Annotated in this window: 19 protein-coding genes and 1 tRNA gene; 15 read left to right on the top strand and 5 right to left on the bottom strand. The window is 59.0% G+C overall.

The features are described from left to right. Positions 1–44: 44 nt before the first annotated feature. Complete coding sequence (locus ICY20_RS16580; protein WP_159960065.1) at positions 45–1,535, bottom strand: helix-turn-helix transcriptional regulator; 1,491 nt, start codon at positions 1,533–1,535, stop codon at positions 45–47. Between the two features lie 166 nt (positions 1,536–1,701). On the opposite strand from ICY20_RS16580, the gene ICY20_RS16575 reads away from it, so the two are divergent. The 7 genes from ICY20_RS16575 (at position 1,702) to ICY20_RS16545 (ending at position 11,747) form a co-directional block, all read left to right on the top strand. After that, a complete protein-coding gene (locus ICY20_RS16575) occupies positions 1,702–2,046 on the top strand; it encodes an FKBP-type peptidyl-prolyl cis-trans isomerase (protein ID WP_159960067.1) in 345 nt (114 codons plus the stop codon). A 2-nt stretch (positions 2,047–2,048) separates the two neighbouring features. Continuing rightward, a complete protein-coding gene (locus ICY20_RS16570) occupies positions 2,049–2,633 on the top strand; it encodes a GNAT family N-acetyltransferase (protein WP_324187956.1) in 585 nt (194 codons plus the stop codon). A 569-nt stretch (positions 2,634–3,202) separates the two neighbouring features. After that, positions 3,203–5,908, top strand: a complete 2,706-nt coding sequence (gene mgtA / locus ICY20_RS16565; RefSeq protein ID WP_194938023.1) for a magnesium-translocating P-type ATPase — start codon at positions 3,203–3,205, stop codon at positions 5,906–5,908. Positions 5,909–5,924: 16 nt separating this feature from the next. Continuing rightward, entirely contained in the window at positions 5,925–6,641 is a 717-nt protein-coding gene (locus tag ICY20_RS16560) for an MgtC/SapB family protein (protein ID WP_122488225.1), read from the top strand. Positions 6,642–6,942: 301 nt separating this feature from the next. Further along, the gene (locus tag ICY20_RS16555) at positions 6,943–7,572 is read left to right on the top strand and encodes a response regulator transcription factor (protein WP_159960073.1); all 630 of its coding nucleotides are present in this window, start codon (positions 6,943–6,945) and stop codon (positions 7,570–7,572) included. A gap of 1 nt (position 7,573) precedes the next feature. Beyond that, a complete protein-coding gene (locus tag ICY20_RS16550; protein WP_194938022.1) occupies positions 7,574–11,191 on the top strand; it encodes a transporter substrate-binding domain-containing protein in 3,618 nt (1,205 codons plus the stop codon). Between the two features lie 133 nt (positions 11,192–11,324). Beyond that, positions 11,325–11,747 (top strand): ANTAR domain-containing protein, encoded by a 423-nt coding sequence (locus ICY20_RS16545; RefSeq protein WP_159960077.1) that lies wholly within the window; start codon positions 11,325–11,327, stop codon positions 11,745–11,747. 8 nt (positions 11,748–11,755) lie between these two features. Here the strand turns inward: ICY20_RS16545 and dkgB are convergent, their stop codons facing one another. Together dkgB and ICY20_RS16535 are read right to left on the bottom strand one after the other, a co-directional pair. Beyond that, positions 11,756–12,574: a 2,5-didehydrogluconate reductase DkgB gene (gene dkgB, locus ICY20_RS16540; RefSeq protein ID WP_194938021.1), complete on the bottom strand. Its 819-nt coding sequence runs from the start codon at positions 12,572–12,574 to the stop codon at positions 11,756–11,758. Positions 12,575–12,829: 255 nt separating this feature from the next. Further along, complete coding sequence (locus tag ICY20_RS16535) at positions 12,830–13,909, bottom strand: 3-deoxy-7-phosphoheptulonate synthase (protein WP_194938020.1); 1,080 nt, start codon at positions 13,907–13,909, stop codon at positions 12,830–12,832. 655 nt (positions 13,910–14,564) lie between these two features. Here ICY20_RS16535 and ICY20_RS16530 point away from each other — a divergent pair. After that, complete coding sequence (locus tag ICY20_RS16530) at positions 14,565–15,017, top strand: GNAT family N-acetyltransferase (protein ID WP_194938019.1); 453 nt, start codon at positions 14,565–14,567, stop codon at positions 15,015–15,017. 23 nt (positions 15,018–15,040) lie between these two features. On the opposite strand, the gene ICY20_RS16525 is transcribed toward ICY20_RS16530, so the two are convergent. Next, entirely contained in the window at positions 15,041–15,280 is a 240-nt protein-coding gene (locus tag ICY20_RS16525) for a DNA-binding protein (protein ID WP_159960085.1), read from the bottom strand. Between the two features lie 81 nt (positions 15,281–15,361). Between ICY20_RS16525 and ICY20_RS16520 the strand changes: the two genes are divergently transcribed. From ICY20_RS16520 to ICY20_RS16490, 7 genes are all read left to right on the top strand, one after another. Then, positions 15,362–15,727 carry a helix-turn-helix domain-containing protein gene (locus ICY20_RS16520; protein ID WP_159960087.1) on the top strand — a complete coding sequence of 122 codons (366 nt, stop codon included), beginning with the start codon at positions 15,362–15,364 and terminating at the stop codon, positions 15,725–15,727. A 150-nt stretch (positions 15,728–15,877) separates the two neighbouring features. Next, positions 15,878–16,519: a response regulator transcription factor GacA gene (gacA, locus tag ICY20_RS16515; RefSeq protein ID WP_032886613.1), complete on the top strand. Its 642-nt coding sequence runs from the start codon at positions 15,878–15,880 to the stop codon at positions 16,517–16,519. A 1-nt stretch (position 16,520) separates the two neighbouring features. Then, positions 16,521–18,344 (top strand): excinuclease ABC subunit UvrC, encoded by a 1,824-nt coding sequence (gene uvrC, locus ICY20_RS16510; protein ID WP_159960089.1) that lies wholly within the window; start codon positions 16,521–16,523, stop codon positions 18,342–18,344. A gap of 32 nt (positions 18,345–18,376) precedes the next feature. After that, positions 18,377–18,937: a CDP-diacylglycerol--glycerol-3-phosphate 3-phosphatidyltransferase gene (pgsA, locus tag ICY20_RS16505; RefSeq protein ID WP_034119069.1), complete on the top strand. Its 561-nt coding sequence runs from the start codon at positions 18,377–18,379 to the stop codon at positions 18,935–18,937. A 60-nt stretch (positions 18,938–18,997) separates the two neighbouring features. Further along, positions 18,998–19,073: transfer RNA gene (locus ICY20_RS16500), tRNA-Gly, on the top strand. A gap of 214 nt (positions 19,074–19,287) precedes the next feature. Beyond that, positions 19,288–19,533 (top strand): Arm DNA-binding domain-containing protein, encoded by a 246-nt coding sequence (locus tag ICY20_RS16495; RefSeq protein WP_194938018.1) that lies wholly within the window; start codon positions 19,288–19,290, stop codon positions 19,531–19,533. A gap of 134 nt (positions 19,534–19,667) precedes the next feature. Next, positions 19,668–20,579 carry an ADP-ribosylglycohydrolase family protein gene (locus ICY20_RS16490; RefSeq protein ID WP_194938017.1) on the top strand — a complete coding sequence of 304 codons (912 nt, stop codon included), beginning with the start codon at positions 19,668–19,670 and terminating at the stop codon, positions 20,577–20,579. A 22-nt stretch (positions 20,580–20,601) separates the two neighbouring features. On the opposite strand, the gene ICY20_RS16485 is transcribed toward ICY20_RS16490, so the two are convergent. After that, the gene (locus ICY20_RS16485; protein WP_228758454.1) at positions 20,602–21,798 is read right to left on the bottom strand and encodes a hypothetical protein; all 1,197 of its coding nucleotides are present in this window, start codon (positions 21,796–21,798) and stop codon (positions 20,602–20,604) included. Between the last annotated feature and the right edge of the window lie 10 nt (positions 21,799–21,808).

The following is a 21,808-nucleotide window of genomic DNA, read 5'->3' as shown; positions in this document are numbered from 1 at the left end:
GCGAATTCGCACTAGTCGCACTAGTGCATTTGCACTTTCCTGGCTTACTTTCTAAGCCGCAGTTCTCCGGCAAATAACCCGCGTTCACGGGCCCAGACGATGGCCGAGCTGCGGCTGTGCACGCCCAGCTTGGAATACACCGTGGCCACATGGTTGCGCACCGTATTGGGCGCCAGTTTGAGGCGCGAGGCGATCTCTTTGTCGGCCAAGCCTTCGCAAATCAGCCCGAGTACATCGCGTTCGCGCGCGGTAAGGTCGGTGAACGCGATGTTGGGCGCATTGGGGCTGTTGACGCTCTTGGCGTTGGCCAGTTTCTCGATCAGGGTCTGGCTGAACCAGGAGGCGTCCTGCATCACTTCCTCGATGGCCGCGACCAACTCCAGCTCCGAGCGTTTGCGTTCGGTGATGTTCATCATCACCAGCAGGTAGCACGGCACATCCTCGATGATCACGGTGTCGGCAGAGACTACGCAGTCGATCACCTCGTTACCTTTTTTGCGTACTTTGAGGTCTTGGCCGTCGAGGTTGCCGGCTTTTTCCAGGCTTGCGAACAGCTTTGCGCCCACCTGGGGGCTGTCGATAAAGTCGATGTCTTCGATGGATTTACCGATCAATTCTTCGCTGATGTAGCCCGTGATGTTCATAAAGGCTTCGTTGACGTCCACCACTTGGCGATTATCGGCGCTGCACACCAGGGTGGGCACAGGCGTGAGGCGGAACGACTTGGCAAAGCGCTCTTCACTCTGGCGCAGGGCAATTTCCGCTTTGCGCCGCGGCTCCAGGTCCATGAAGGAGAAGAGCATGCAGTCTTCTTCGTTCATGTCCAACGGCTGGCCGGCAACGATCACCAGTTTGCTGCCACCGGCGGGCAGCCGCAGCTCGGCCTGCATCTGCGGGATGGTCGCGCCTTCGCCCAAGCGCTGGATGGCCAGGTCTTTGCGCTCGGCCTGTTCCAGCACATCCAGCTCATAGACGGACTTGCCGATGACCTGGTCGCGGTTGTAGCCGGTCATCTCCAAAAAGCCCTGGTTGACCTTGATGTAGCGCAAGTCGCTCAAGCGACAGATCACGGCGGGCGCGGGGTTGGCATTGAAGGTTTTCTCGAAGCGTTGCTCGGCGCTGGCCCATTCGGTGGCGTCGCTGAGGATCAACACCAGCAGCTCCGGCTCACCCTTGGCGTCGGTGATGACCAGGCTGCGCAGGCGGTGGACCCAGGTTCTATCTTGATCAGCGACGGGGGTGACTTCCACCACCACATCGCTGAACTCGTCTCCCAGTGCCGCACGGGCCAGGGGGTAGTTTTCCGGTAATACCGGATGGTTATTGCGATAACGCAGGCCGAAACGTTCGGCGTATTGCGGCCCATTGGCCCCCAGCTCCGTCACTTCACCCACGCCATGCATGGCCAGCGCGGCCTCATTGGCCCACAGGATTGTTTGATCAACCTCGGCCAGCATCACGCCGTCGGAGAGCCCGGAGATGATCTGCTGCAATTGGCGGCGGTTGGTTTCCTTGGCAAGGACGTCTTGGGTCATAAAGTCTCCGGGTGTGGGCGCATGGGAGTACGACACTTTGGGGTAAGGATAGTGCAGAGAAATTGCCTGCTCACGGGGTGCGTATGGAGTACAGGCGCTGGTGCACTTGCCAAACCCCTTCGATTCTGGGAAAACCCCAGCCTTTGCGCATTCCACGAGACCCCCCATGAACGACAACGAACTCCAGATCACCGACAACCGCCTGGGCGACGGTAAAGCCGTGGTCAAGGGCGCTCTTATCACCACTCAATACACCGGCACCCTGGAAGATGGCACGGTGTTCGACTCCTCTTGGGAGCGGGGCAAGCCGTTTCAATGTGTGATCGGCACGGGCCGCGTTATCAAGGGCTGGGACCAGGGCCTGATGGGCATGCAGGTCGGCGGTGTGCGTACGCTATTTGTGCCGGCGCATCTGGCCTATGGCGAGCGGTCGATGGGCGCGCATATCAAGCCCAACAGCAATCTGCGTTTTGAGATTGAGTTGTTGGAAGTGCTGACGCGGGATGATTGATCGTGTCGTTGCCTGATTGCGCCGTAGAAGGCATTCGTGTGGTTGAGTTGCTTGATCGCGATGAAGTCGAGTTGCAGCAGTTTTTTGAACGGGCGCCGGAGTATTTCATCGCTGTGAACGGCGAGCCGGCCACGCCCAACGAAGCGCGTGATGAACTGCTGGGCCAGTTGCCGCCGGGGTGGCAGTGCCGCCGCCTGTATTGGCTAGGTTATCGCGATGCGCATGGCCAATTGGTCGCAGTGGTGAACATTGCAGCAGACCTGTTGGCCGTCGGCGTTTGGCATATCGGTTTGCTGCTGGTCGACTCGCGTTTGCAGGGTTCGGGGCTGGCGCAACAACTGCATGCGAGCCTTGAAACCTGGGCCGCCGAGAGTGGCGCGCAATGGTTGCGGCTGACGGTGGTTATCGGCAATGCCAAGGCCGAGCGTTTTTGGCCCAAGCTTGGGTATGTGCAGGTGCGTACGCGGGAGGGCATCACCATGGGTCGGCAGGTGAACCGGGTGTCGATTCAGGTCAAGGCGTTGTCAGGTGGGCAGGTTGAGGATTACTTGGGCTTGGTGCCACGAGATCGGCCAGTTTTACCGTAGCAATGTATGTACGCCATCCAAAGTGTGCGGGCTTGCTCGCGAAGGCGGTGTGTCAGTCAGAGCATTCATTGACTGATACACCGCCTTCGCGAGCAAGCCCGCTCCCACATTTTGCTGCGCGGCGGCCCGGGGGAATGTGTACCTGAACCCATCCTGAAGAATCCTCTTATTCCCCATTGGGATGCTTTCCTACGGTTTACTCTCCTATCACCGGGGCGTAAGCTTCGCGCGTTTTCATCAATAGCGGAGACCCTCAGTGGGTACTTGTTCGAGTGACAGTAGTCGGCCGGTTCTGATAACCGGCACATACTTGGCAAGGTAACGCGCATTCTTTCGATGCCGTTGTCTCGCCACTAAAGCGAGAAGCGGCATCCCGGCAGCAGCCAGTCCAGGCGCCTGCCTGAATCCCTCTCATCGACGCTGACCAGCACCTGGGTAACCCCAGGATGCTACGGACGCGCCTGCCTTTTGCGGTGGGCGGGCCCTGTCTTGCCGTGCCTGTAGAACGGGCGCGGTACGGACGGGCGGTACCTGCACGACGGTTTTTTCCTCGCGCAGGAGTAACAATCATGAACCTCACCCTGTTGAAAGAGTTCTTCGCCGGCTTCCTGCGGACCCGGCATATCGCCCGGCACTTCCGCCGCCTGGCGATGCTTGAAACCGTGGCCGACGCCAATGTCAGCCGTGAAGTCCCGCCATCCCTGGCGCAAACCCTGGTGGCGGCGGCCAACAGTCATACCGTCCAATTATTGGGCACGCTGGGCACCTGTGCCGAGGGCCTGAATACGCAAGAAGCCGACGCCCTGCGCATACAACACGGGCTCAACGAAGTGGAGCACGAGCAGCCGCTGCCGTGGTGGGTGCACCTGTGGCACTGCTACAAAAACCCGTTCAACCTGCTGCTGACCTTGCTGGCAGTGATCTCCTGGCTGACCGAAGACATGAAGGCCGCCACGGTGATTTTCTCCATGGTGGTGCTGTCGACCCTGCTGCGCTTCTGGCAGGAAGCCAAGTCCAACAAGGCTGCCGATGCCTTGAAGGCCATGGTGAGCAACACCGCGACCGTGTTGCGTCGGGATGTAGCCAAGCGCATTGAACTGCCGATCAAGCAACTGGTGCCGGGTGACCTGATCGTGCTGTCGGCCGGTGACATGATCCCGGCCGACTGCCGCGTGCTCAGCGCCAAAGACCTGTTCGTCAGCCAGGCGGCCATGACGGGCGAATCGATGCCGGTGGAAAAATTCGCCCACCAGCAGGACGCCCATACCCGCAACCCCCTGGACCTGGAAAACATCCTGTTCATGGGCACCAACGTGGTGTCTGGCGCAGCCACTGCGGTGATTCTGGCCACCGGCAACAGCACCTATTTCGGTGCACTGGCCCAACGTGTCACCGCCACTGACCGTGCAACCACCTCGTTCCAGCACGGCGTCAACAAAGTCAGCTGGTTGCTGATCCGCTTTATGTTCGTGATGGCTCCGCTGGTGCTGTTCATCAATGGTTTCACCAAGGGTGACTGGACCGAAGCGTTGCTGTTCGCGTTGTCGATTGCCGTGGGCCTCACCCCGGAAATGCTGCCGATGATCGTCACATCGACCCTGGCCAAGGGCGCGGTGTTTTTGTCGCGCAAGAAGGTCATCGTCAAGCGCCTGGACGCTATCCAGAACTTCGGTGCCATGGACGTGCTGTGCACTGACAAGACCGGCACGCTGACCCAGGACAAGATTTTCCTGGCACGCCATGTGGACGTGTGGGGCCAGGAGTCTGACGATGTGTTGGAAATGGCCTACCTCAACAGCTACTACCAGACCGGCCTGAAAAACCTGTTGGACGTGGCCGTATTGGAGCATGTGGACGTTCACCGTGAGCTGAAAGTCGGCACGGCCTTCCAGAAGGTCGATGAGGTCCCGTTCGACTTCAATCGCCGCCGTATGTCGGTGGTGGTGGCCCAGGAAGGCTTGCCCCATCTGTTGATCTGCAAGGGCGCGGTGGAAGAGGTGCTCTCGGTGTGCAACAGCGTGCGCCATGGCGACACCAACGAGGCGCTCACCGATGAGCTGCTGGCGCGCATTCGCCAAGTCACCGCAGCCTTTAACGAAGAAGGCCTGCGTGTGGTGGCGGTGGCGGCGCAACCGATGGCGCCGGGGCGTGACACCTACAGCCTGGCAGATGAAAACAACCTCACACTGATCGGCTACGTCGCCTTTCTCGACCCTCCAAAGGAAAGCACCGCGCCGGCCCTTAAAGCGCTGAAGGCGCACGGTGTTGCGGTCAAAGTGCTGACCGGCGACAACGAGTTGGTCACCGCCAAGATCTGCCGCGAAGTGGGCCTGGAGCAACAAGGCCTGCTGATGGGCAATGACATCGAGGGCATGAGCGATGCCGAGCTGGCCAAGGCGGTGGAAACCACCAACGTGTTTGCCAAGCTGACGCCGTCCCACAAGGAGCGCATCGTGCGGTTGCTCAAGGCCAACGGGCATGTGGTGGGCTTTATGGGGGATGGCATCAACGATGCGCCAGCACTGCGTACCGCTGACATTGGTATCTCGGTGGACAGTGCGGTGGACATCGCCAAGGAAGCCGCCGATATCATCCTGCTGGAAAAAAGCCTGATGATCCTGGAGGAGGGCGTGCTGGAGGGGCGGCGCACCTTCGCCAACATGCTCAAGTACATCAAGATGACCGCCAGCTCCAACTTCGGCAACGTGTTCTCGGTGTTGGTGGCCAGTGCGTTTATCCCGTTCCTGCCGATGCTGCCGATGCACCTGCTGGTGCAGAACCTGCTGTATGACATCTCGCAGATTGCGATCCCGTTCGACAATGTCGACGACGAGATGCTGGCCAAGCCGCAGCGCTGGCAGCCGGGGGAGGTGGGGCGCTTCATGCTGTTCTTCGGGCCGATCAGTTCGATCTTTGACATCACTACGTTCGCACTGATGTGGTACGTCTTTGATGCCAATACCCCTGACCACCAGACGCTGTTCCAGTCCGGCTGGTTTGTGGTGGGGCTGCTGACCCAGACGCTGGTCGTGCACATGATCCGCACCCCGAAGATCCCGTTCCTGCAAAGCCGTGCGGCCATGCCGTTGATGGTGATGACGGGGGTGATCATGGCGGTGGGGGTCTTCCTGCCGATGGGGCCGCTGGCGCATTACTTCAAATTGCAGGCATTGCCGTCGCTGTACTTTGTGTTTTTGCCGGTGATCCTGCTGGCGTACATGGCCCTGACCCAGGCAGTGAAGGGCTTTTATATCCGTAAGTTTGGCTGGCAGTGAACAGGGAAGGCGTCCTATGCAAGCAATCGACAACATCAACCTCAACTCCCTGATCGATACCCTGGTCAGCCTCAGCTCGGCCTTTATCCTCGGCGGCCTGATCGGTTTTGAGCGCCAGTATCGCCAGCGCACGGCGGGGCTGCGCACCAATGTGCTGGTGGCGGTGGGCGCGGCGATCTTTGTCGACATGGCCAACCGCTTGGGCGGTGCGGAAGGTGCGGTACGGGTGGTGGCCTATGTGGTGTCGGGTATCGGCTTTCTTGGTGCCGGCGTGATCATGCGCGAAGAAGGCAATGTACGCGGGCTCAACACCGCCGCCACCCTGTGGGCCTCGGCGGCGGTGGGGGCCTGTGCCGGTGCCGATCTGATTCTCGAGGCGCTGCTGGGCACGTTATTCGTACTGGCGGCCAACACGCTGCTGCGGCCGATCGTCAATAACATCAACCGCCAGCCGTTGGATGTGGTGTCGGCGGAGGTCACCAATATTTTGTATGTCATCGCAAGGCGTACCCAGCAAAAGGCCGTACTGGCGTTATTGGAGGCTGAGCTGGCGCGCTGTAACTACCCCGCCAGCGATGTGGACGTGCGGCCATTCGGTACGGATGAAGTGGAAATCGAGGCCACCCTGGCGGTGACCTCGGTGGACGGTGACGAGCTGGACGCGTTGGTGGCGCGAATCTCGATGTCGACCCTGGTCGTACAGGCATTCTGGAGCCCAAGTACCACCGAGTAATCTCCTGAAACCCAGCGTTGCATTGCGCAAAGCTGGCTATGCTCTTGTGAGGAAAAGTCCTACAAGTATTCGAGACTATCCCTTCATTTGAAAAAACGCGCCGTTGGTAAGGTTGCGCGCTTGCGCCTGCTCAGGAGTCAGGGGGCGGCTTTACGTGTTTACCGTGTTTTTTCAAGAGGGGGCCTGTACTGCCTGAGGTGCCGCGCAGCGTAATAGTTACCGCTTGTCGGAACTGTTATTTATGACAGGTAGAGAGGCCCCGCGTGATGTGTCAGCGTACTGATCCTCCCAGGGGAGTCTTATGAGCAACAAAGCTTTAATTGTGGACGATCACCCTTTTATACGCGCCACCGTGAAGTACCTGTTGAAGCAGGAAGGCTTCGATAAGATCTATGAAGCGGGCAACGGTGCCGACGCCATGCAAATTGCGCGAGAGGAACGCCCTGACCTGGTCATTCTCGACCTGGCGATGCCCAAGCTCGGGGGGTTGGAGGTCATTAGCCGGATCAAGGCATTGGAACTGCCTTGCAAGATTTTGGTACTCACCTCGTATCTGGCCGTGTTTTTCTCCACCCGATGCATGCGTGCCGGAGCCATGGGGTTTGTGGCCAAGACCGGCGAGCTGGACGAGTTGCAAAAGGCGATCAAGGCGGTGATGTCCAACTACAGTTGCTTCCCCAGCCTGCCCACCAGTTCGGTACGGCGCGATGATTTGCAGACCACGGAGCAGGCGCTGGTGGAGTCCCTGTCGGATCGGGAGTTGACGGTGCTGCAAAAGCTGGCCCTGGGATTGGGCAACAAGGAGATTGCTGAAGATATGTTGCTGAGCCACAAGACTATTAGTACCTACAAGACCCGCCTCAAGGAAAAACTGCACATGTCTTCGGTGGTGCACCTGTCCAAGTTCGCCCAGCGCAACCATCTGATCTGAAATGACCGTCCCTCGGCTGGCGAGACTCATAGCCATCCTGCTGATGGGGCTGTTGCCTTGTGTGGCGATGGCCCTGGATGAACCACATCCCTTGCGGCTGCTCGGCCATTCTGCCCTCGAAAACGCTGACGTACCGCTTGAAGAAGCCGACTGGCGCTGGCTACGTGAGCGGCGCAGGTTGGTGATGGGGGTGTCGGCACCCGATTATGCGCCGTTCGACATGAGCAACAATAACGACGATTTCGAAGGTATCACCGCTGACTATGCGGGGTTGATCAGCTTGATGCTGAACGTCCCGATCGAGGTTCGGCGTTATGACACCCGCGATGAAGTCATCAATGCGCTCAAGTCCGGCGCGCTGGACTTTCTGGGCTCGGCCAATGGTTATGAAGCCGCCGACCCGCAGTTGGTACTGTCGCGCTCATATGCCAATGATCAACCTGTGCTGGTGACACGCGCGGGTGACAGCCATTCATTGAGCCCCGACCTGGCCGGCAAACGGCTGGCGATGCTCTACCACTACATGCAGCCTGGCGCCGTCCAGGCCTTCTACCCCCAAGCGCAGTTGCTGCTGTTTGCCTCGACCTTCGAAGCGATCGGCGCAGTGGCGTTTGGCCAAGCGGATGTTTACCTGGGCGATGCCATCAGCGCCCGGTACCTGATCAACAAGAACCATCTCAATAACGTGCGCCTGGCGGACTTTTCCGGGCTGGAAGTCAACCCATTCGGGTTTGCGATGATCAAGGACAATGCCCGACTGCTTTACATCATCAACACCGCGTTGGCCGCTATACCCGCTAATCAGCAGATGGAAATCCTGCGCCGTTGGAGTGCAGGGGGCAGTGGTTACCTGGAGGCTGATCGATTGCGCTTGAGTGAGCGCGAGCAGCGTTGGCTCGAAAAGCATCCGCGGGTGAGAGTGGCAGTGCTCGACAAGTTCGTGCCGCTGTCCTTCTTCAACGAGCGAGGGCAGTTCGAGGGTTTGAGCGCGGAGGTGTTATCGCGAATCAGCCTGCGTACGGGCTTGAAATTTGAGGTGGTGCAAGGCAGTTCATTGCCCAGTCAAATTGACGAGGCCAGCAGCGGCCAGGTGGACATGCTCGCGGTGATTACCCCCAGCGTCGAGCGCAGCGAGAAGCTGCGTTTTACCCGGCCGTACCTGTCCAACCCTTATGTGTTGGTGGTGCGCGCCGACGACGATCACGTGATTACCCTGGAAGACATGGGCGCAAAGCGCCTGGCATTCATCGGTGGCAACAGTCTCGCAGCGCAAATTTCCCGCGACTACCCCAGCATCGGGTTTGTTGACGTCGAGAACCCCGAGCAAGCGATGGAGTTGGTCGCCAAAGGCAGCGTCGATGCGACGGTTGTTTCGCTGATCAGTGCGCGGTACATGATCGCGCGCAATTACCGCGATCGCCTGCGTATCACCAGCACGGTGGGCACAGACCTCGCCCGCATTACCTTTGGTGTCAATCGCAGTCAGTTGGAACTCTATTCAATCCTCGACAAGGCGATGCTGAGCATCACACCCGAAGAAATGGATGAGATGACCAACCATTGGCGCAGCGAAATCATCATCGAAGACAGCTACTGGAAGCGTCACCGTAATGTGATTATCCAGGGGTTTGTCTTGGCCACGATGCTGTTGCTGATCACTCTGGGCTGGGTCTTCTACCTGCGCAATTTGATACACAAACGCACTCAGGCCGAAAGGGCCTTGAGCGACCAGATGCGCTTTATGAGCGTATTGATCGACGGCACCCCCCACCCGATTTATGTGCGCGACCGCCAGGGCCGGTTGATGGCCTGCAATAACGCCTACCTGGACGTGTTTGGCTTCAAGCTCGAAGACGTGATCGGCAAGACCGTGGTGCAAACCGATACGGGTAACCCGCCGCAAGCCCAATCGTTTCATGCTGATTATCTGCGCTTGATGGAACGCGGCGAGCCGCAGATCCAGGACCGCGTGCTCAAGGTGCCCAACGGCGGCGTATTGACCATCTACCAATGGATGCTGCCTTACCGTGATGGTGACGATAAGGTGGTGGGCATGATCGCCGGCTGGGTCGACGTGAGCGAACGCCAGCGCCTGCTCGGTCAGTTGCAGGACGCCAAGGAGGAAGCTGACTCCGCCAATCGGGCCAAGACCACGTTCCTGGCGACGATGAGCCACGAAATCCGCACGCCGATGAATGCGGTGATCGGGATGATCGAGTTGGCCTTGAAAAACGCCGAACAGGGCCGTGCTGACCGAGATGCGCTGGAAGTAGCCTCGGTGGCGTCCCGCAGCATGCTGGAGCTGATCGGCGACATTCTTGATGTTGCACGAATCGAGTCCGGTCACCTCTCTTTGACGCTGGAGCCTTCCAATCTGCGGGAGTTGCTGGCGTCGGTAGCGCGGGTGTTCGAAGGGCTTGCACGGGACAAGGGGTTGGTGCTGCAAGTGGAGCTTGATCCATTGATCAACCAGTCGGTGCTGATCGACCCGTTGCGTCTAAAGCAGGTGTTGTCGAATCTGCTGGGCAATGCCATCAAGTTTACGTCGACTGGCGTGGTACGCCTGGGGGCTGAGGGCACGCCGTCGCTGGTTGGCGAAGAGTTGAGCCTGAGGTTGTGGGTAGAAGACACCGGCATTGGTATCAGCGCAGAGGACCAATTAAGGTTGTTCAACCCGTTTACCCAAGGCAGCAACAACGAGCAATCGGCGCGTAGCGGTTCGGGGTTGGGTTTGGTGATCAGTCGAAGCCTGTGCAAGATGATGGGCGGCCAACTGCATTTGAGCAGCGTACTGGGCAAGGGCACGCGGGTGGACGTGACATTGACGCTGGCGCTGGCCTCTGCGGCGCCGACGCTTTCGCCCGTGCAGCACACGCCAACAACCCGTGCGCTCGACATCCTGGTGGTTGACGACTACCCGGCCAACCGCCTTCTGCTCGCGCGCCAGTTGAACTTTCTGGGGCACAGCATCGTCACTGCCGAAGAGGGCGTGCAAGGGCTTGCACTTTGGCAGGCTGGGCACTTCGATGGGGTGATCACCGATTGCAATATGCCTCTTAAGGACGGTTATGCCCTAGCGCGCGATATTCGTGCACAAGAGCGTTTACGTGGGTTGGAGCCGTGCCTGTTGCTGGGCTTTACGGCCAACGCCCAACGGGAAGAGGCCGAGCGCTGCCGGCAAGCGGGCATGGACGGTTGTCTGTTCAAGCCTACTGGGCTTGAGGACTTGCGCTTGGCATTGGCCTCGCGTACGGCCAAAGCATCAAGCGATGACGCCGAGCCGCTGTTCGATTTGAGTTCACTGATCGCCCTGACCGGGGCAGATCAGGGGGCGCTCAATGAATTGCTGGTGCCGTTGCTTGGCAGCCTCAAGGACGATCGTGAGTTGTTGCCTGGCCTGCTGAATCATGGGGACTTCGCCCAATTGCACGATCTGGCCCACCGTGCCAAAGGGGGCGCGCGGATGGTCAAGGCCAATACGCTGATCGCCTGCTGCGAAGCATTGGAAAAAGTCTGTGAGCAACGGGATCGTGTGGCGCTGGGCGCTGCTGTCGATGCGGTAGGTGTGGCCATCGATGATTTGCATCACAGCCTCGAGCGTTACAGCAATCAGGTTTGACTCGGGTTGATAGCCATTTGGTGTATTTGGGAGAACTCCTACAAGGAACGGGAACAAGCCTGATTTTGTCTTCGGGGTATGTCTGGAGAATGGGCCACGCTCACTGACGAGCGCTGCCTGCCCGGGGTTTGCCATGCCGAATAAAGCACTGACCATCCTGATTGCCGACGAACAGCACCTGCAACGGCTGTACATCGAAAAAATGCTCAACCAGCTGGGGTATCACCGGATTGTCCCGGTGCAGACCTTCGAAGAGGTCCAGATTCTCACGGCCATCCCGGCTGAGCCGTTTGACGTGTTGATCATCAATGCCGGGCTCACGGTGCAGACCTGCGGGTCTCAACCCCAGGCGCGGCATGTGCTGGTCTACGATCATCTGGACCTTGGCCCGTCACCCGGTAACAGCCCGGCCGTGCTGGTACGCCTGCCCGGCGTGCCGGATAACGTCAATCTTGAACACTTCATGGACATCATCGACCCACCCGCGGCCGCAGCCGGGCTGCGGGTGTTGCCGTGGCTGCGCGAGCTGTCACGTGCCCCGGTGGCCAGGGTTTAGCCCCGCGCCTAGTCCCACTTCGGTGCGATGCCCTTGGGGCTGGTCAAACGGTGGCCACGTTCCAGGCCGGCAATTTTCGCCATGTCGTCAGCGCTCAGGGTCAGTTGCAGGGCCTTGAGGTTGCTTTCCAGGTTGGCGCGTTTGGTGGAGGAGGGGATCACGGCATAGCCCAATTGCATCGCCCAAGCCAGCGTGACTTGCGCCGCAGTCGCCTGGTGGCGCTCGGCGATCTGCTGGATCACCGGGTCCTTGAGTACTTCACCGTAGGCCAGGGTCATGTACGAGGTGATCTGGATACCGTTGGCGGTGGCGAAATCCGCCACCTGCTGGTTTTGCAGGTAGGGGTGCAGTTCGATCTGGTTGGTGGCGATATGCTCGGCGCCGACGGCGGCAATGGCCTGTTTCATCAAGTCGATGGTGAAGTTGGAAATGCCGATCTGGCGTGTCAGGCCGAGGCGTTTGGCTTCGAGCAATTGGCCCATGAATTCGGCGACGGGCACTTGGTCTTCGGGCGAAGGCCAATGGATCAGGGTCAGGTCCAGGTAGTCAGTCTTGAGCTTGCGCAGGCTTTCCCTGAGGCTGGGGATCAACTGCCCTTCGGCAAAATTGGCGATCCAGATCTTGCTGGTGATGAACAATTCATCCCGGGAAATACCGCTGCTGGCGATGGCCTGGCCAACGTCTGCTTCGTTCTCATAGATCTGTGCGGTATCGATGACGCGGTAGCCCAGTTCCAGGCCGGTGCTGACCGAATCGATCACCACCTGGCCTTGCAGGCGGAAGGTGCCAAGGCCAAAAGCTGGTACGTTTTTCAGGGGGGTAGACATCGGTAACTCCAGAAGGGCGTGTGAACAATGGAGTCGAGTATCCGCCCGTCGTTCCTTCGGAAAAACCGCCCAAACCGAAAAGGAGTCTTTACCGCAGGTCACGAATAGCGGTCGCTACAGACACCCCAACCCCCCTGTGGGAGCGGCGGTGCGACGATTCGACTTGCCCGCGAAGGCGGTCTATTAGCTACAGAGATGCAGCCTGACACACCGCTATCGCAGGCAAGCCAGCTCCTACATGTTGACCTTCACCGGTCAGTCGGTTTTGTGTTGCCCGCGCAACCGCTCAGCAGCATCGCGCAGCAACTGCTCGGTAGCGTCCCAACCCAGGCAGCCGTCCGTCACCGACACGCCGTACTTCATCGACGTGCTCAGTGGCTGGCAACCTTCGAACAGGTGACTCTCAATCATCATGCCGATCAGCGACGTATCGCCCTGCAAGCGCTGCTCCAACACTTCGTTGAACACCGCCGGTTGACGCAATGGGTCTTTGCCGCTGTTGGCATGGCTGCAATCGACCATGATCCGCGCCGCGACCTTGGACTTGGCCAGGTCGAGCTTCACCTGCGCCACGCTGTGCGCATCGTAGTTTGGCCCACGGTGACCCCCGCGCAGCACCAGGTGCGTGTCAGGGTTGCCCGGGGTCTGGATGATTGCCGGATGACCCTGGCTGTCGACGCCGAAGTGGCGGTGCGGGTGGGACGCTGAGCGCATCGCATCGCAGGCAATCGCTACGCCGCCGTCGGTGCCATTTTTGAAGCCCACGGGCATGCCCAGGCCGCTGGCCATTTCACGGTGGATTTGTGACTCGGTAGTGCGTGCGCCAATCGCGACCCAACTGAGCAGATCATCGAAGTAGCCGGCGGCCATGGGTTGCAGCAGTTCGGTGGCGACCGGCAGGCCCAGGCGCAGCATTTCGCGCATCAATTGGCGGGACAGGCTGAGGCCGGCGGCCATGTCATCGCTGCCGTCCAGGTGCGGGTCGTAGGCCAGGCCTTTCCAGCCGATGGTGGTGCGCGGTTTTTCGACGTAGGCACGAATCACCAACAGCATCTGATCGCTGACGTCCAGGGCCAGCTTCTTCAGGTTGCGGGCGTATTCCATAGCCGATTCGGGGTCGTGGATCGAGCACGGGCCGACAATCACCAGCAAGCGTGAGTCTTCGCCATTGAGAATGGCGCGCACGGCCTGGCGATGGGCGTGAATCTGTTCATTGAGGAACGGGCTGAGGGGCAACTGGTGCTTGAGCTCAAGGGCGCTGGGCAGGCGTTGGGACAGGGCTTCATTGGCGCAGGTCAGTGCGGTGACAGGCAGAGCGGCGGTGGCAGAGTTCATATTCAAGGCTTCCTGGGCAAGCGGCGGGCTATTCCCGCGCGCTTGGCCCTACTGGGGTGTTCGACAATTGGCCGTATCGGCTACGTGTGTTGGCTTGCCACCAAGAGGTGACCGATCGGAGGCGGCAGGCTGTCCCGAACGGAGCTTGCTAAATCGCCATGCAGTGCAGGTGTCGTAGCGGTAATAGGTGGCGTAGTTCATGTCGTAATTCCTTGAGTGTTCTTGCAAAGTTTTTAGAAGGCCTGAAAAACAAAACCCCCGGTCGGGGAGCCGACCGGGGGTTAGATTTCTCTGGTAGGCGACCCCTTGAACAGTGGGCGCCGATTTCAGGTATCAGGCGCGCCAGTGGCTAAACCAATACCCAAAATAAAAGCTTACAGCTGCGCTCGAACCGTGCACGCGGGTAGCCAGCACCGAGCGCGGGGCGCTGGCAGCAGGACAAACCTGAGTGTGGGTGAGTTGCAACATGTTGTGTCTCCAAATGATGAGGGGAGCTTACTAGAGGCGCGCAACAGGATTCAATCAGTAATTTCAGGGTTTACGCAGATTTCTCCCATGTCGGTCTTGCGCGCGCTGCGGCAGAATCGGAGGCTGATAGGGTCGTGGGCACTGCACCGGAAGGCAGATACCCATTTGAATGAGAGGATCTTAAGCAATGACCTACAACTTGCGCGCCGCAACAGACCAGGACCGGTCATTTGCGCGCGCGCTTACCCGTCAAGCGATGAATCGCTACTACGAGCACTACGGCTTTTTGTGGTCCAACGATGGCTTTGATACGGCTTGGGCCGTGCGCAAAAACTGGTTGATCTGTCTCCACGACGAGGTCATCGGTTTTATCAGCCTTAGCCGGGACGACGATGCGTTGTTCATCCGCGAACTGCACATGATCGAGGCGCACCGAGGGCAGGGCGCTGGCACTTGGGTGTTGGAGCAGATGGTCCAGCAGGCTGGCGCGCTGGGTTTGGGGTTGTTGCGGCTGACCGTGTTCAAGATCAATCCCGCCAGCGCGCTCTATCGACGGCAGGGGTTCAGTGTGGTCACTGAAGAGAATTGCTTCTGGCAGATGGAGCGCATTTGCCCTCCACGTGAGTTAAACCTGCGCTGATTTTCAATTGGCGCATACTGGCATCAAGAAGCCGCTTGCGGATCGCGGTGCGCAGCCTGCGGCTCGTCCACGATAATCCCTTCTTTCATGCCCAGCAGGACCGCCACCTTATGGGCTTCCCCACGCCGTCCCTTTTTACGCCCCGCGAGCACTTGATAGGTGGTTGCCGGATCGACGCCATGTTCACGGGCGAACGCTTGAACTGACTTCCCTTGATGTTCCAGCCAGGCCTTGGCTTGTGCAGCAGTACGGATTCCGGGCATAGTTCAAAACCGTTCAAGTTTGTGTAAAACGAGATGAGTGTGTCACCTCTTGGGGTGTGCCAAAAAGGATCATACATCCAAATGAGTGGAATCGGTTCGCGTTTAAGGCAGGAAAGAGAGCGCCTCGGCCTCTCGCAGAAAAATTTTGGTGAAATCGGCGGCGTTGAAGCCAACGCCCAAGGCAAGTACGAGAGTGGTGGGCGGGCGCCGAAGGCCGACTATCTGTCGCGCGTGGCCGAGCGCGGTGTGGATGTGCTGTATGTGCTGACGGGCACGCCGACGCCCATCCAACTGGACAACCTCAGCCAGCTCGAAGAAAAAATCCTCGAAAACTACCGGGCCATGTTCAAGGAAGATCAGGATGCCATCCGCCGACTGACCACCACGCTGGCGGAACACTCCGTGTTGCATAACGGAAAACCCAAGCCGGCATTCCCGCAAAGCTGAGCATTTATCCCGCACAATTGGCGGCCTGCGCATCAGCAGGGGCTCTAGTGCGGGCAAACTCTATATATATGACGCTTGCAGCTAGGTCTGCCCCCTGGTTTTTTGCTAAGGTGTTGCGCAACCTATAAGACCATATCGCGAGGTGTCTGCTTGATTAGGGTGCTAGTAGTCGATGACCATGATCTCGTTCGTACAGGCATTACACGAATGCTGGCTGACATCGATGGCCTGCAAGTAGTCGGTCAGGCCGAGTCCGGGGAAGAGTCCCTGATCAAGGCCCGGGAATTGAAGCCCGATGTGGTGCTGATGGACGTCAAGATGCCGGGCATCGGCGGTCTTGGCGCCACGACCAAATTGTTGCGCAGTCACCCCGACATCAAGGTCGTGGTGGTGACCGTGTGCGAGGAAGACCCGTTTCCAACGCGCCTGCTGCAAGCCGGTGCGGCCGGGTATCTGACCAAGGGCGCAGGCCTGGCCGAAATGGTGCAAGCCATTCGCCTGGTATTTGCCGGCCAACGTTACATCAGCCCGCAGATCGCCCAGCAGTTGGCGATCAAGTCCTTTCAGCCCGTCAGCGATTCGCCGTTTGATGCGTTGTCGGAGCGGGAAATCCAGATCGCCCTGATGATTGTCGGCTGCCAGAAGGTGCAGACGATCTCCGACAAGCTGTGCCTGTCGCCCAAGACCGTCAACACCTACCGCTATCGCATTTTCGAGAAGCTCGCCATCAGCAGTGATGTTGAATTGACCCTGCTCGCAGTGCGCCACGGCATGGTGGACGCCAGCGCCTGACATGACCACACCGTTTGATCCAAGTGCCTTCCTCTCAACCTGCAGTGGCCGCCCCGGCGTGTACCGCATGTTCGACAGCGAGGCGCGCCTGCTTTATGTCGGCAAAGCCAAGAACCTGAAAAACCGCCTGGCGAGTTACTTTCGCAAAAGCGGCCTCGCGCCCAAGACGGCCGCGCTGGTGGCGCGTATCGCCCAGGTCGAAACCACCATCACGGCCAACGAAACCGAGGCGCTGCTGCTTGAGCAGACGCTGATCAAGGAATGGCGGCCGCCCTACAACATCCTGCTGCGTGACGATAAATCCTACCCTTATGTGTTTTTATCCGACGGCAACTTCCCGCGCCTGAGCATCCACCGGGGCGCGAAGAAACAGAAGGGCAAGTATTTCGGCCCGTACCCGAGTGCCGGTGCGATCCGAGAAAGCCTGAGCCTGCTGCAAAAGACCTTTTTTGTGCGCCAGTGCGAAGACAGCTTCTACAAGAATCGCACCCGACCATGCCTGCAATACCAGATCAAACGCTGTAAGGCGCCCTGTGTAGGCTTGGTTGAGCCAGCGGAGTACGCCGAGGATGTGCGCCATTCGGTGATGTTCCTCGAAGGGCGCAGCAATGCGCTCACCGATGAACTCTCGGGCGCCATGGAGCAGGCCGCCAGCACGCTGGACTTCGAACGTGCGGCCGAGTTGCGCGACCAGATCTCCCTGCTGCGCCGTGTGCAAGACCAGCAAAGCATGGAAGGCGGCACCGGCGATGTCGATGTGATCGCCGCCTTCGTCAACCCGGGCGGCGCCTGTGTGCACCTGATCAGCGTGCGTGGCGGCCGCGTGTTGGGCAGCAAGAACTTCTTCCCGCAGACCGGTATCGATGAAGAAGTGGCCGAAGTCATGGCCGCGTTCCTCGGCCAGTACTACGTCAGTAGCCCCGAACGCGACCTGCCGTCGGAGCTGATCGTCAACGTGGTGCATGAAGACTTCCCCACGCTGATCGAGGCGATCCACGAACTGCGCGGCCGCGAGCTGGACATCAGCCACCGCGTACGCGGCACCCGTGCCCGTTGGCAGCAGTTGGCGGTAACCAACGCCGAACAGGCCCTGAGCGCACGCCTGGCCAATCGACAGCACGTTGCTGCACGCTTTGATGCCCTGGCCGAAGTCCTCAACCTGGACGAGCCGCCGCAGCGCCTGGAGTGCTACGACATCAGCCACTCCAGCGGCGAAGCCACCGTGGCATCCTGCGTGGTGTTCGGGCCTGAAGGGCCGATCAAGTCCGACTACCGGCGCTACAACATCGAAGGTGTCACCGCCGGCGATGACTACGCGGCGATGCACCAGGCGCTTACGCGGCGATTCAGTAAGTTGAAGGACGGCGAGGGCAAGCTACCGGATATCCTGCTGGTGGACGGTGGCAAGGGCCAACTGTCCATGGCCCGTGACGTGCTCAACGAACTGGCGGTGCCCGACCTGATCCTGCTCGGCGTCGCCAAGGGCGCCACCCGTAAGGCCGGCTTCGAAACGTTGTACTTGAATGATGCCGCCCATGAGTTCACCTTGAAGGGCGACTCACCCGCATTACATTTGATCCAGCAGATCCGCGACGAAGCCCACCGTTTCGCCATTACCGGGCACCGTGCCCGCCGTGGCAAAACCCGGCGAACCTCAACCCTGGAAGGGGTGGCAGGGGTAGGGCCGACGCGCCGCCGCGACTTGCTTAAACATTTTGGTGGCTTGCAGGAGCTATCCCGTGCCAGCATTGACGAAATAGCCAAAGCTCCCGGTATCAGTAAAAAGCTCGCTGAGTTGATTTATGCCAATCTGCACAGCGAATAGAATGCCTTTCCACCTCGTAGCCAGTTGTGCCGATGAATATCCCTAATCTGATCACCGTTCTACGCGTCCTGCTTATTCCGATTTTCATTCTGTTGTTCTATTTGCCGTACGAATGGAGCTATGTGGCCTCAAGTTCGGTGTTCGCCTTTGCGGCCGCCACCGATTGGCTCGACGGCTACCTGGCCCGCCGCCTGGAACAGAGCACGCCATTTGGCGCGTTCCTGGACCCGGTGGCCGACAAACTCATGGTGGCCGTCGCCCTGGTCCTGCTGGTGCAGGAACACGGCAACCTGTGGCTCACATTGCCCGCAGCGGTGATCATCGGCCGCGAGATCGTCGTCTCGGCCCTGCGCGAATGGATGGCCGAAATCGGCGCCCGCGCTCACGTCGCAGTGTCCAACATGGGCAAATGGAAAACCGCTGCGCAGATGCTTGCGTTGGTGATCCTGCTGGCCAACCCGTCGGACTTCTCCTTCTGGGTACTCACCGGCTACGCCTTGCTGCTGATCGCGGCCGGCCTGACGTTGTGGTCGATGCTCCAGTATCTGCGCGCTGCCTGGCCGCATTTGCGCACTACCGTGGAAAAGAAATAAAACTTTTTTGAATCAAGAGGTTGACGAGTTCTGAGATTTCTATAGAATGCGCATCACCAAGCGGGAATAGCTCAGTTGGTAGAGCACGACCTTGCCAAGGTCGGGGTCGCGAGTTCGAGTCTCGTTTCCCGCTCCAAACATAGATCCACAGATGTCCACTGGGCGCTGGGATTCACGAAAAAAGACGCTTAGGCGTCTTTTTTCGTTTCTGCGGAAAACCACTGAAATCCAGTGCGAACAAGTACAGGATTAAGTACAACATTACGGGCCCGTTCAAGTCCTTATTTTGACTGGCACCCCTCGGGTCTCCAGACGAGCATCAGGTGCTGACTCTCTCACAGGAGCTCACCATGCCTCTCTCGGAATTCACCATTCGGCATGCCCGAATCACCGGTAAAAACTACACTCTCTGCGACTTTGATGGCTCATCCCTTTGGGTCACCAAAGCGGGCAGTAAGCTGTGGCTGTTTCGCTCTTACTGGGAAGGGCGCCAGCAGCGCATGTCTTTTGGCGCTTATCCTGAAGTCAGCTTAAAGCAAGCGCGCGAGCGACGTGATGAAGCGCGTAAGCTCATTGCCCGGTACATCAATCCATAGTGGCGATATCCATTCCTCAAGGACGCCGCAGCGATTACGCGCATCGCACAACTTAGCCAGTCGCGTCCTACAGACCGAGCAGGGCGGAACTGGAATAGTGGCGTGACCTGAATCTGTTTATGAGCTCATCACAAATGCCTATCTCTCTGTCGGATCGTTTTCGTGGCTGCCTACTTGGCCTAGCCTGTGGCGATGCCGTCGGAACAACTGTCGAGTTTATGCCGCGCGAGTCCTTTACGCCGGTCACGGACATGACTGGCGGAGGGCCTTTTAATCTTCAGCCTGGGCAGTGGACCGACGATACATCCATGGCGCTTTGCTTGGCGGAAAGCTTGCTGCAAAAGGGTGGTTTTAACGCTGTCGATCAGATGGAGCGCTATCTGAACTGGTGGACGTCGGGTTACTTGAGCTCTACTGGAGAATGCTTCGATATCGGCTTGACGGTGCGCCAGGCATTGGCTGACTTTCAAAGAAATGGCGATCCCTTTGCTGGCTCTACGGATCGCTACTCGGCCGGCAACGGTTCAATGATGCGTCTTGCCCCCGTCGTGCTGTTTTACTACCCTGATACCCATCGAATCCAAACCTTTACGGCCGACAGTTCCCGCACGACACACGCCGCTCCGGAGGCGGTGGAGTGTTGTCTGGTGCTTTCGATGGTGATTGCCAATGCGCTAAATGGTGAGGCAAAAGAGCAGCTGCTGCAGGTAGAACGCTCCGGTTTGATCGAGCCAAACGTGATTGCAATCGCTGAAGGGGCCTACCGGGAAAAGTCTCGCGCAGACATTGTAGGCTCTGGCTATGCAGTCGCGTCGCTGGAAGCGGCACTCTGGTGTTTTCACCAGACGAGTACCTTTGCTGAGGCTGTGCTGATGGCTGCGAATTTAGGGGATGATGCTGACACTACGGCGGCAATCGCTGGGCAGGTTGCCGGTGCGTATTACGGTGTGCAAGGTATTCCGCAGGATTGGCTGGGCAAGGTGTGGATGCGTGAGCATATCCAGGCGACTGCCGATGCGTTGAGGCAGATGGGCGAACTTGATTAGGAAGCTCACCCATCGGTGCGGACTAATCTGCGATCAGCAGACCGATCGCAGGCACGATCAGCACCGTACTGATTGCCATCGAAAGCACGTTACCGATATACGGATGCATGTAAGTGGGCAGCCTCCCGGCAATCGCGCAAGCCAACGGTGGGGCAATCAACGCCCCCAGCACGGCACTGATCACAATCACACCCGCACTCCCACCATGGGTAAACACCGCCGCCGGCACCACCGACACCAACGGCACATAGGTCGGATACCACCCGCGCTTTCGCCATTGCTGACGCCACACCAGAATACCCAGCAGTGAGGTCAATGCCTGACCCGCGACCAGATGCGGCAACCAGCCTGAACCATAGGCAGGGCTAAGCGGGTTCAACGCATAGGCCAGAAACACCCCGGCAAGCAAACCCAAACTGGCCCACTCATTACCAAAAAACGGCGCTTCGGAAAAATCTGCCAGCACGCGACGCACTGTCCAGCGTATGCCGTAGTCAGGTGGCGCAACCGGTATGGGAGGAGGGGCATTAACACTTGACTCAGGTGGACGGCTGATCAACCTCGGCAACGCCCGGCATAGTAAAAACGCCACCACGCTACCCAGCGCCATACCCAGCACATTGCCGATCACCACCGGCAAGCCCAGCGGTATACACAGGTAATTCACGAACAACAGGCAACTCGGCGTCACCAGAACCGCACCAAGCACGGCACCATTCAGCGTGACCTTCCACCCGCCACCAAACAGCAACACCATCGCCGCCGGCAACGACACAAACGCCGCGAACGTGGGCTGCCAGGACTCGGCGGTCACCGTCCAGCCCCACAACGCATTACTCAGCAATAGCCCCAGCAATGAACTGGTCACCAGCCAGGGCCAAAGTCCTGTGCCATAGGCGATGCTGAAGCCCTGCCATCCCTGGGCATAACGACTGGTCCAGTAGCCGAATGCGGCGCCCAGCAGCAAACCAATGGAGGCAAACTCATGTTTGTAAAACGCCACTTCACTGATATCGCCGACCACCCACCGCAGCCAGGCAATGGGCGAGGGCAGGCTGCTCACCATATCGTTATATCCGGGCCAGTAAGCAGTTGCAGAAGCTGAATACACCACCGATAGGCCGGCGATCAGCCCGACCGTAGCGACTGTCACTGCAGCCAAAATCACCAAATAACGAACAGCCGAGCCCTGCGACGGATTTGCCGAAATAGAGTCCATGATCGTGCCC

The sequence above is a fragment of the Pseudomonas pisciculturae genome, assembly GCF_015461805.1.
In the GTDB taxonomy this organism is placed as follows: domain Bacteria; phylum Pseudomonadota; class Gammaproteobacteria; order Pseudomonadales; family Pseudomonadaceae; genus Aquipseudomonas; species Aquipseudomonas pisciculturae.
This window is presented reverse-complemented; position numbering and strand designations above follow the sequence as displayed.

What these genes read in the sequence shown, in the direction of transcription:
- ICY20_RS16580 (WP_159960065.1), bottom strand. Translation starts at nt 1,535, where the DNA reads ATGACCCAAGACGTCCTTGCCAAGGAAACCAACCGCCGCCAATTGCAG.
- ICY20_RS16575 (WP_159960067.1), top strand. Translation starts at nt 1,702, where the DNA reads ATGAACGACAACGAACTCCAGATCACCGACAACCGCCTGGGCGACGGT.
- mgtA (WP_194938023.1), top strand. Translation starts at nt 3,203, where the DNA reads ATGAACCTCACCCTGTTGAAAGAGTTCTTCGCCGGCTTCCTGCGGACC.
- ICY20_RS16560 (WP_122488225.1), top strand. Translation starts at nt 5,925, where the DNA reads ATGCAAGCAATCGACAACATCAACCTCAACTCCCTGATCGATACCCTG.
- ICY20_RS16555 (WP_159960073.1), top strand. Translation starts at nt 6,943, where the DNA reads ATGAGCAACAAAGCTTTAATTGTGGACGATCACCCTTTTATACGCGCC.
- ICY20_RS16550 (WP_194938022.1), top strand. Translation starts at nt 7,574, where the DNA reads ATGACCGTCCCTCGGCTGGCGAGACTCATAGCCATCCTGCTGATGGGG.
- ICY20_RS16545 (WP_159960077.1), top strand. Translation starts at nt 11,325, where the DNA reads ATGCCGAATAAAGCACTGACCATCCTGATTGCCGACGAACAGCACCTG.
- dkgB (WP_194938021.1), bottom strand. Translation starts at nt 12,574, where the DNA reads ATGTCTACCCCCCTGAAAAACGTACCAGCTTTTGGCCTTGGCACCTTC.
- ICY20_RS16535 (WP_194938020.1), bottom strand. Translation starts at nt 13,909, where the DNA reads ATGAACTCTGCCACCGCCGCTCTGCCTGTCACCGCACTGACCTGCGCC.
- ICY20_RS16530 (WP_194938019.1), top strand. Translation starts at nt 14,565, where the DNA reads ATGACCTACAACTTGCGCGCCGCAACAGACCAGGACCGGTCATTTGCG.
- ICY20_RS16525 (WP_159960085.1), bottom strand. Translation starts at nt 15,280, where the DNA reads ATGCCCGGAATCCGTACTGCTGCACAAGCCAAGGCCTGGCTGGAACAT.
- ICY20_RS16520 (WP_159960087.1), top strand. Translation starts at nt 15,362, where the DNA reads ATGAGTGGAATCGGTTCGCGTTTAAGGCAGGAAAGAGAGCGCCTCGGC.
- uvrC (WP_159960089.1), top strand. Translation starts at nt 16,521, where the DNA reads ATGACCACACCGTTTGATCCAAGTGCCTTCCTCTCAACCTGCAGTGGC.
- pgsA (WP_034119069.1), top strand. Translation starts at nt 18,377, where the DNA reads ATGAATATCCCTAATCTGATCACCGTTCTACGCGTCCTGCTTATTCCG.
- ICY20_RS16495 (WP_194938018.1), top strand. Translation starts at nt 19,288, where the DNA reads ATGCCTCTCTCGGAATTCACCATTCGGCATGCCCGAATCACCGGTAAA.
- ICY20_RS16490 (WP_194938017.1), top strand. Translation starts at nt 19,668, where the DNA reads ATGCCTATCTCTCTGTCGGATCGTTTTCGTGGCTGCCTACTTGGCCTA.
- ICY20_RS16485 (WP_228758454.1), bottom strand. Translation starts at nt 21,798, where the DNA reads ATGGACTCTATTTCGGCAAATCCGTCGCAGGGCTCGGCTGTTCGTTAT.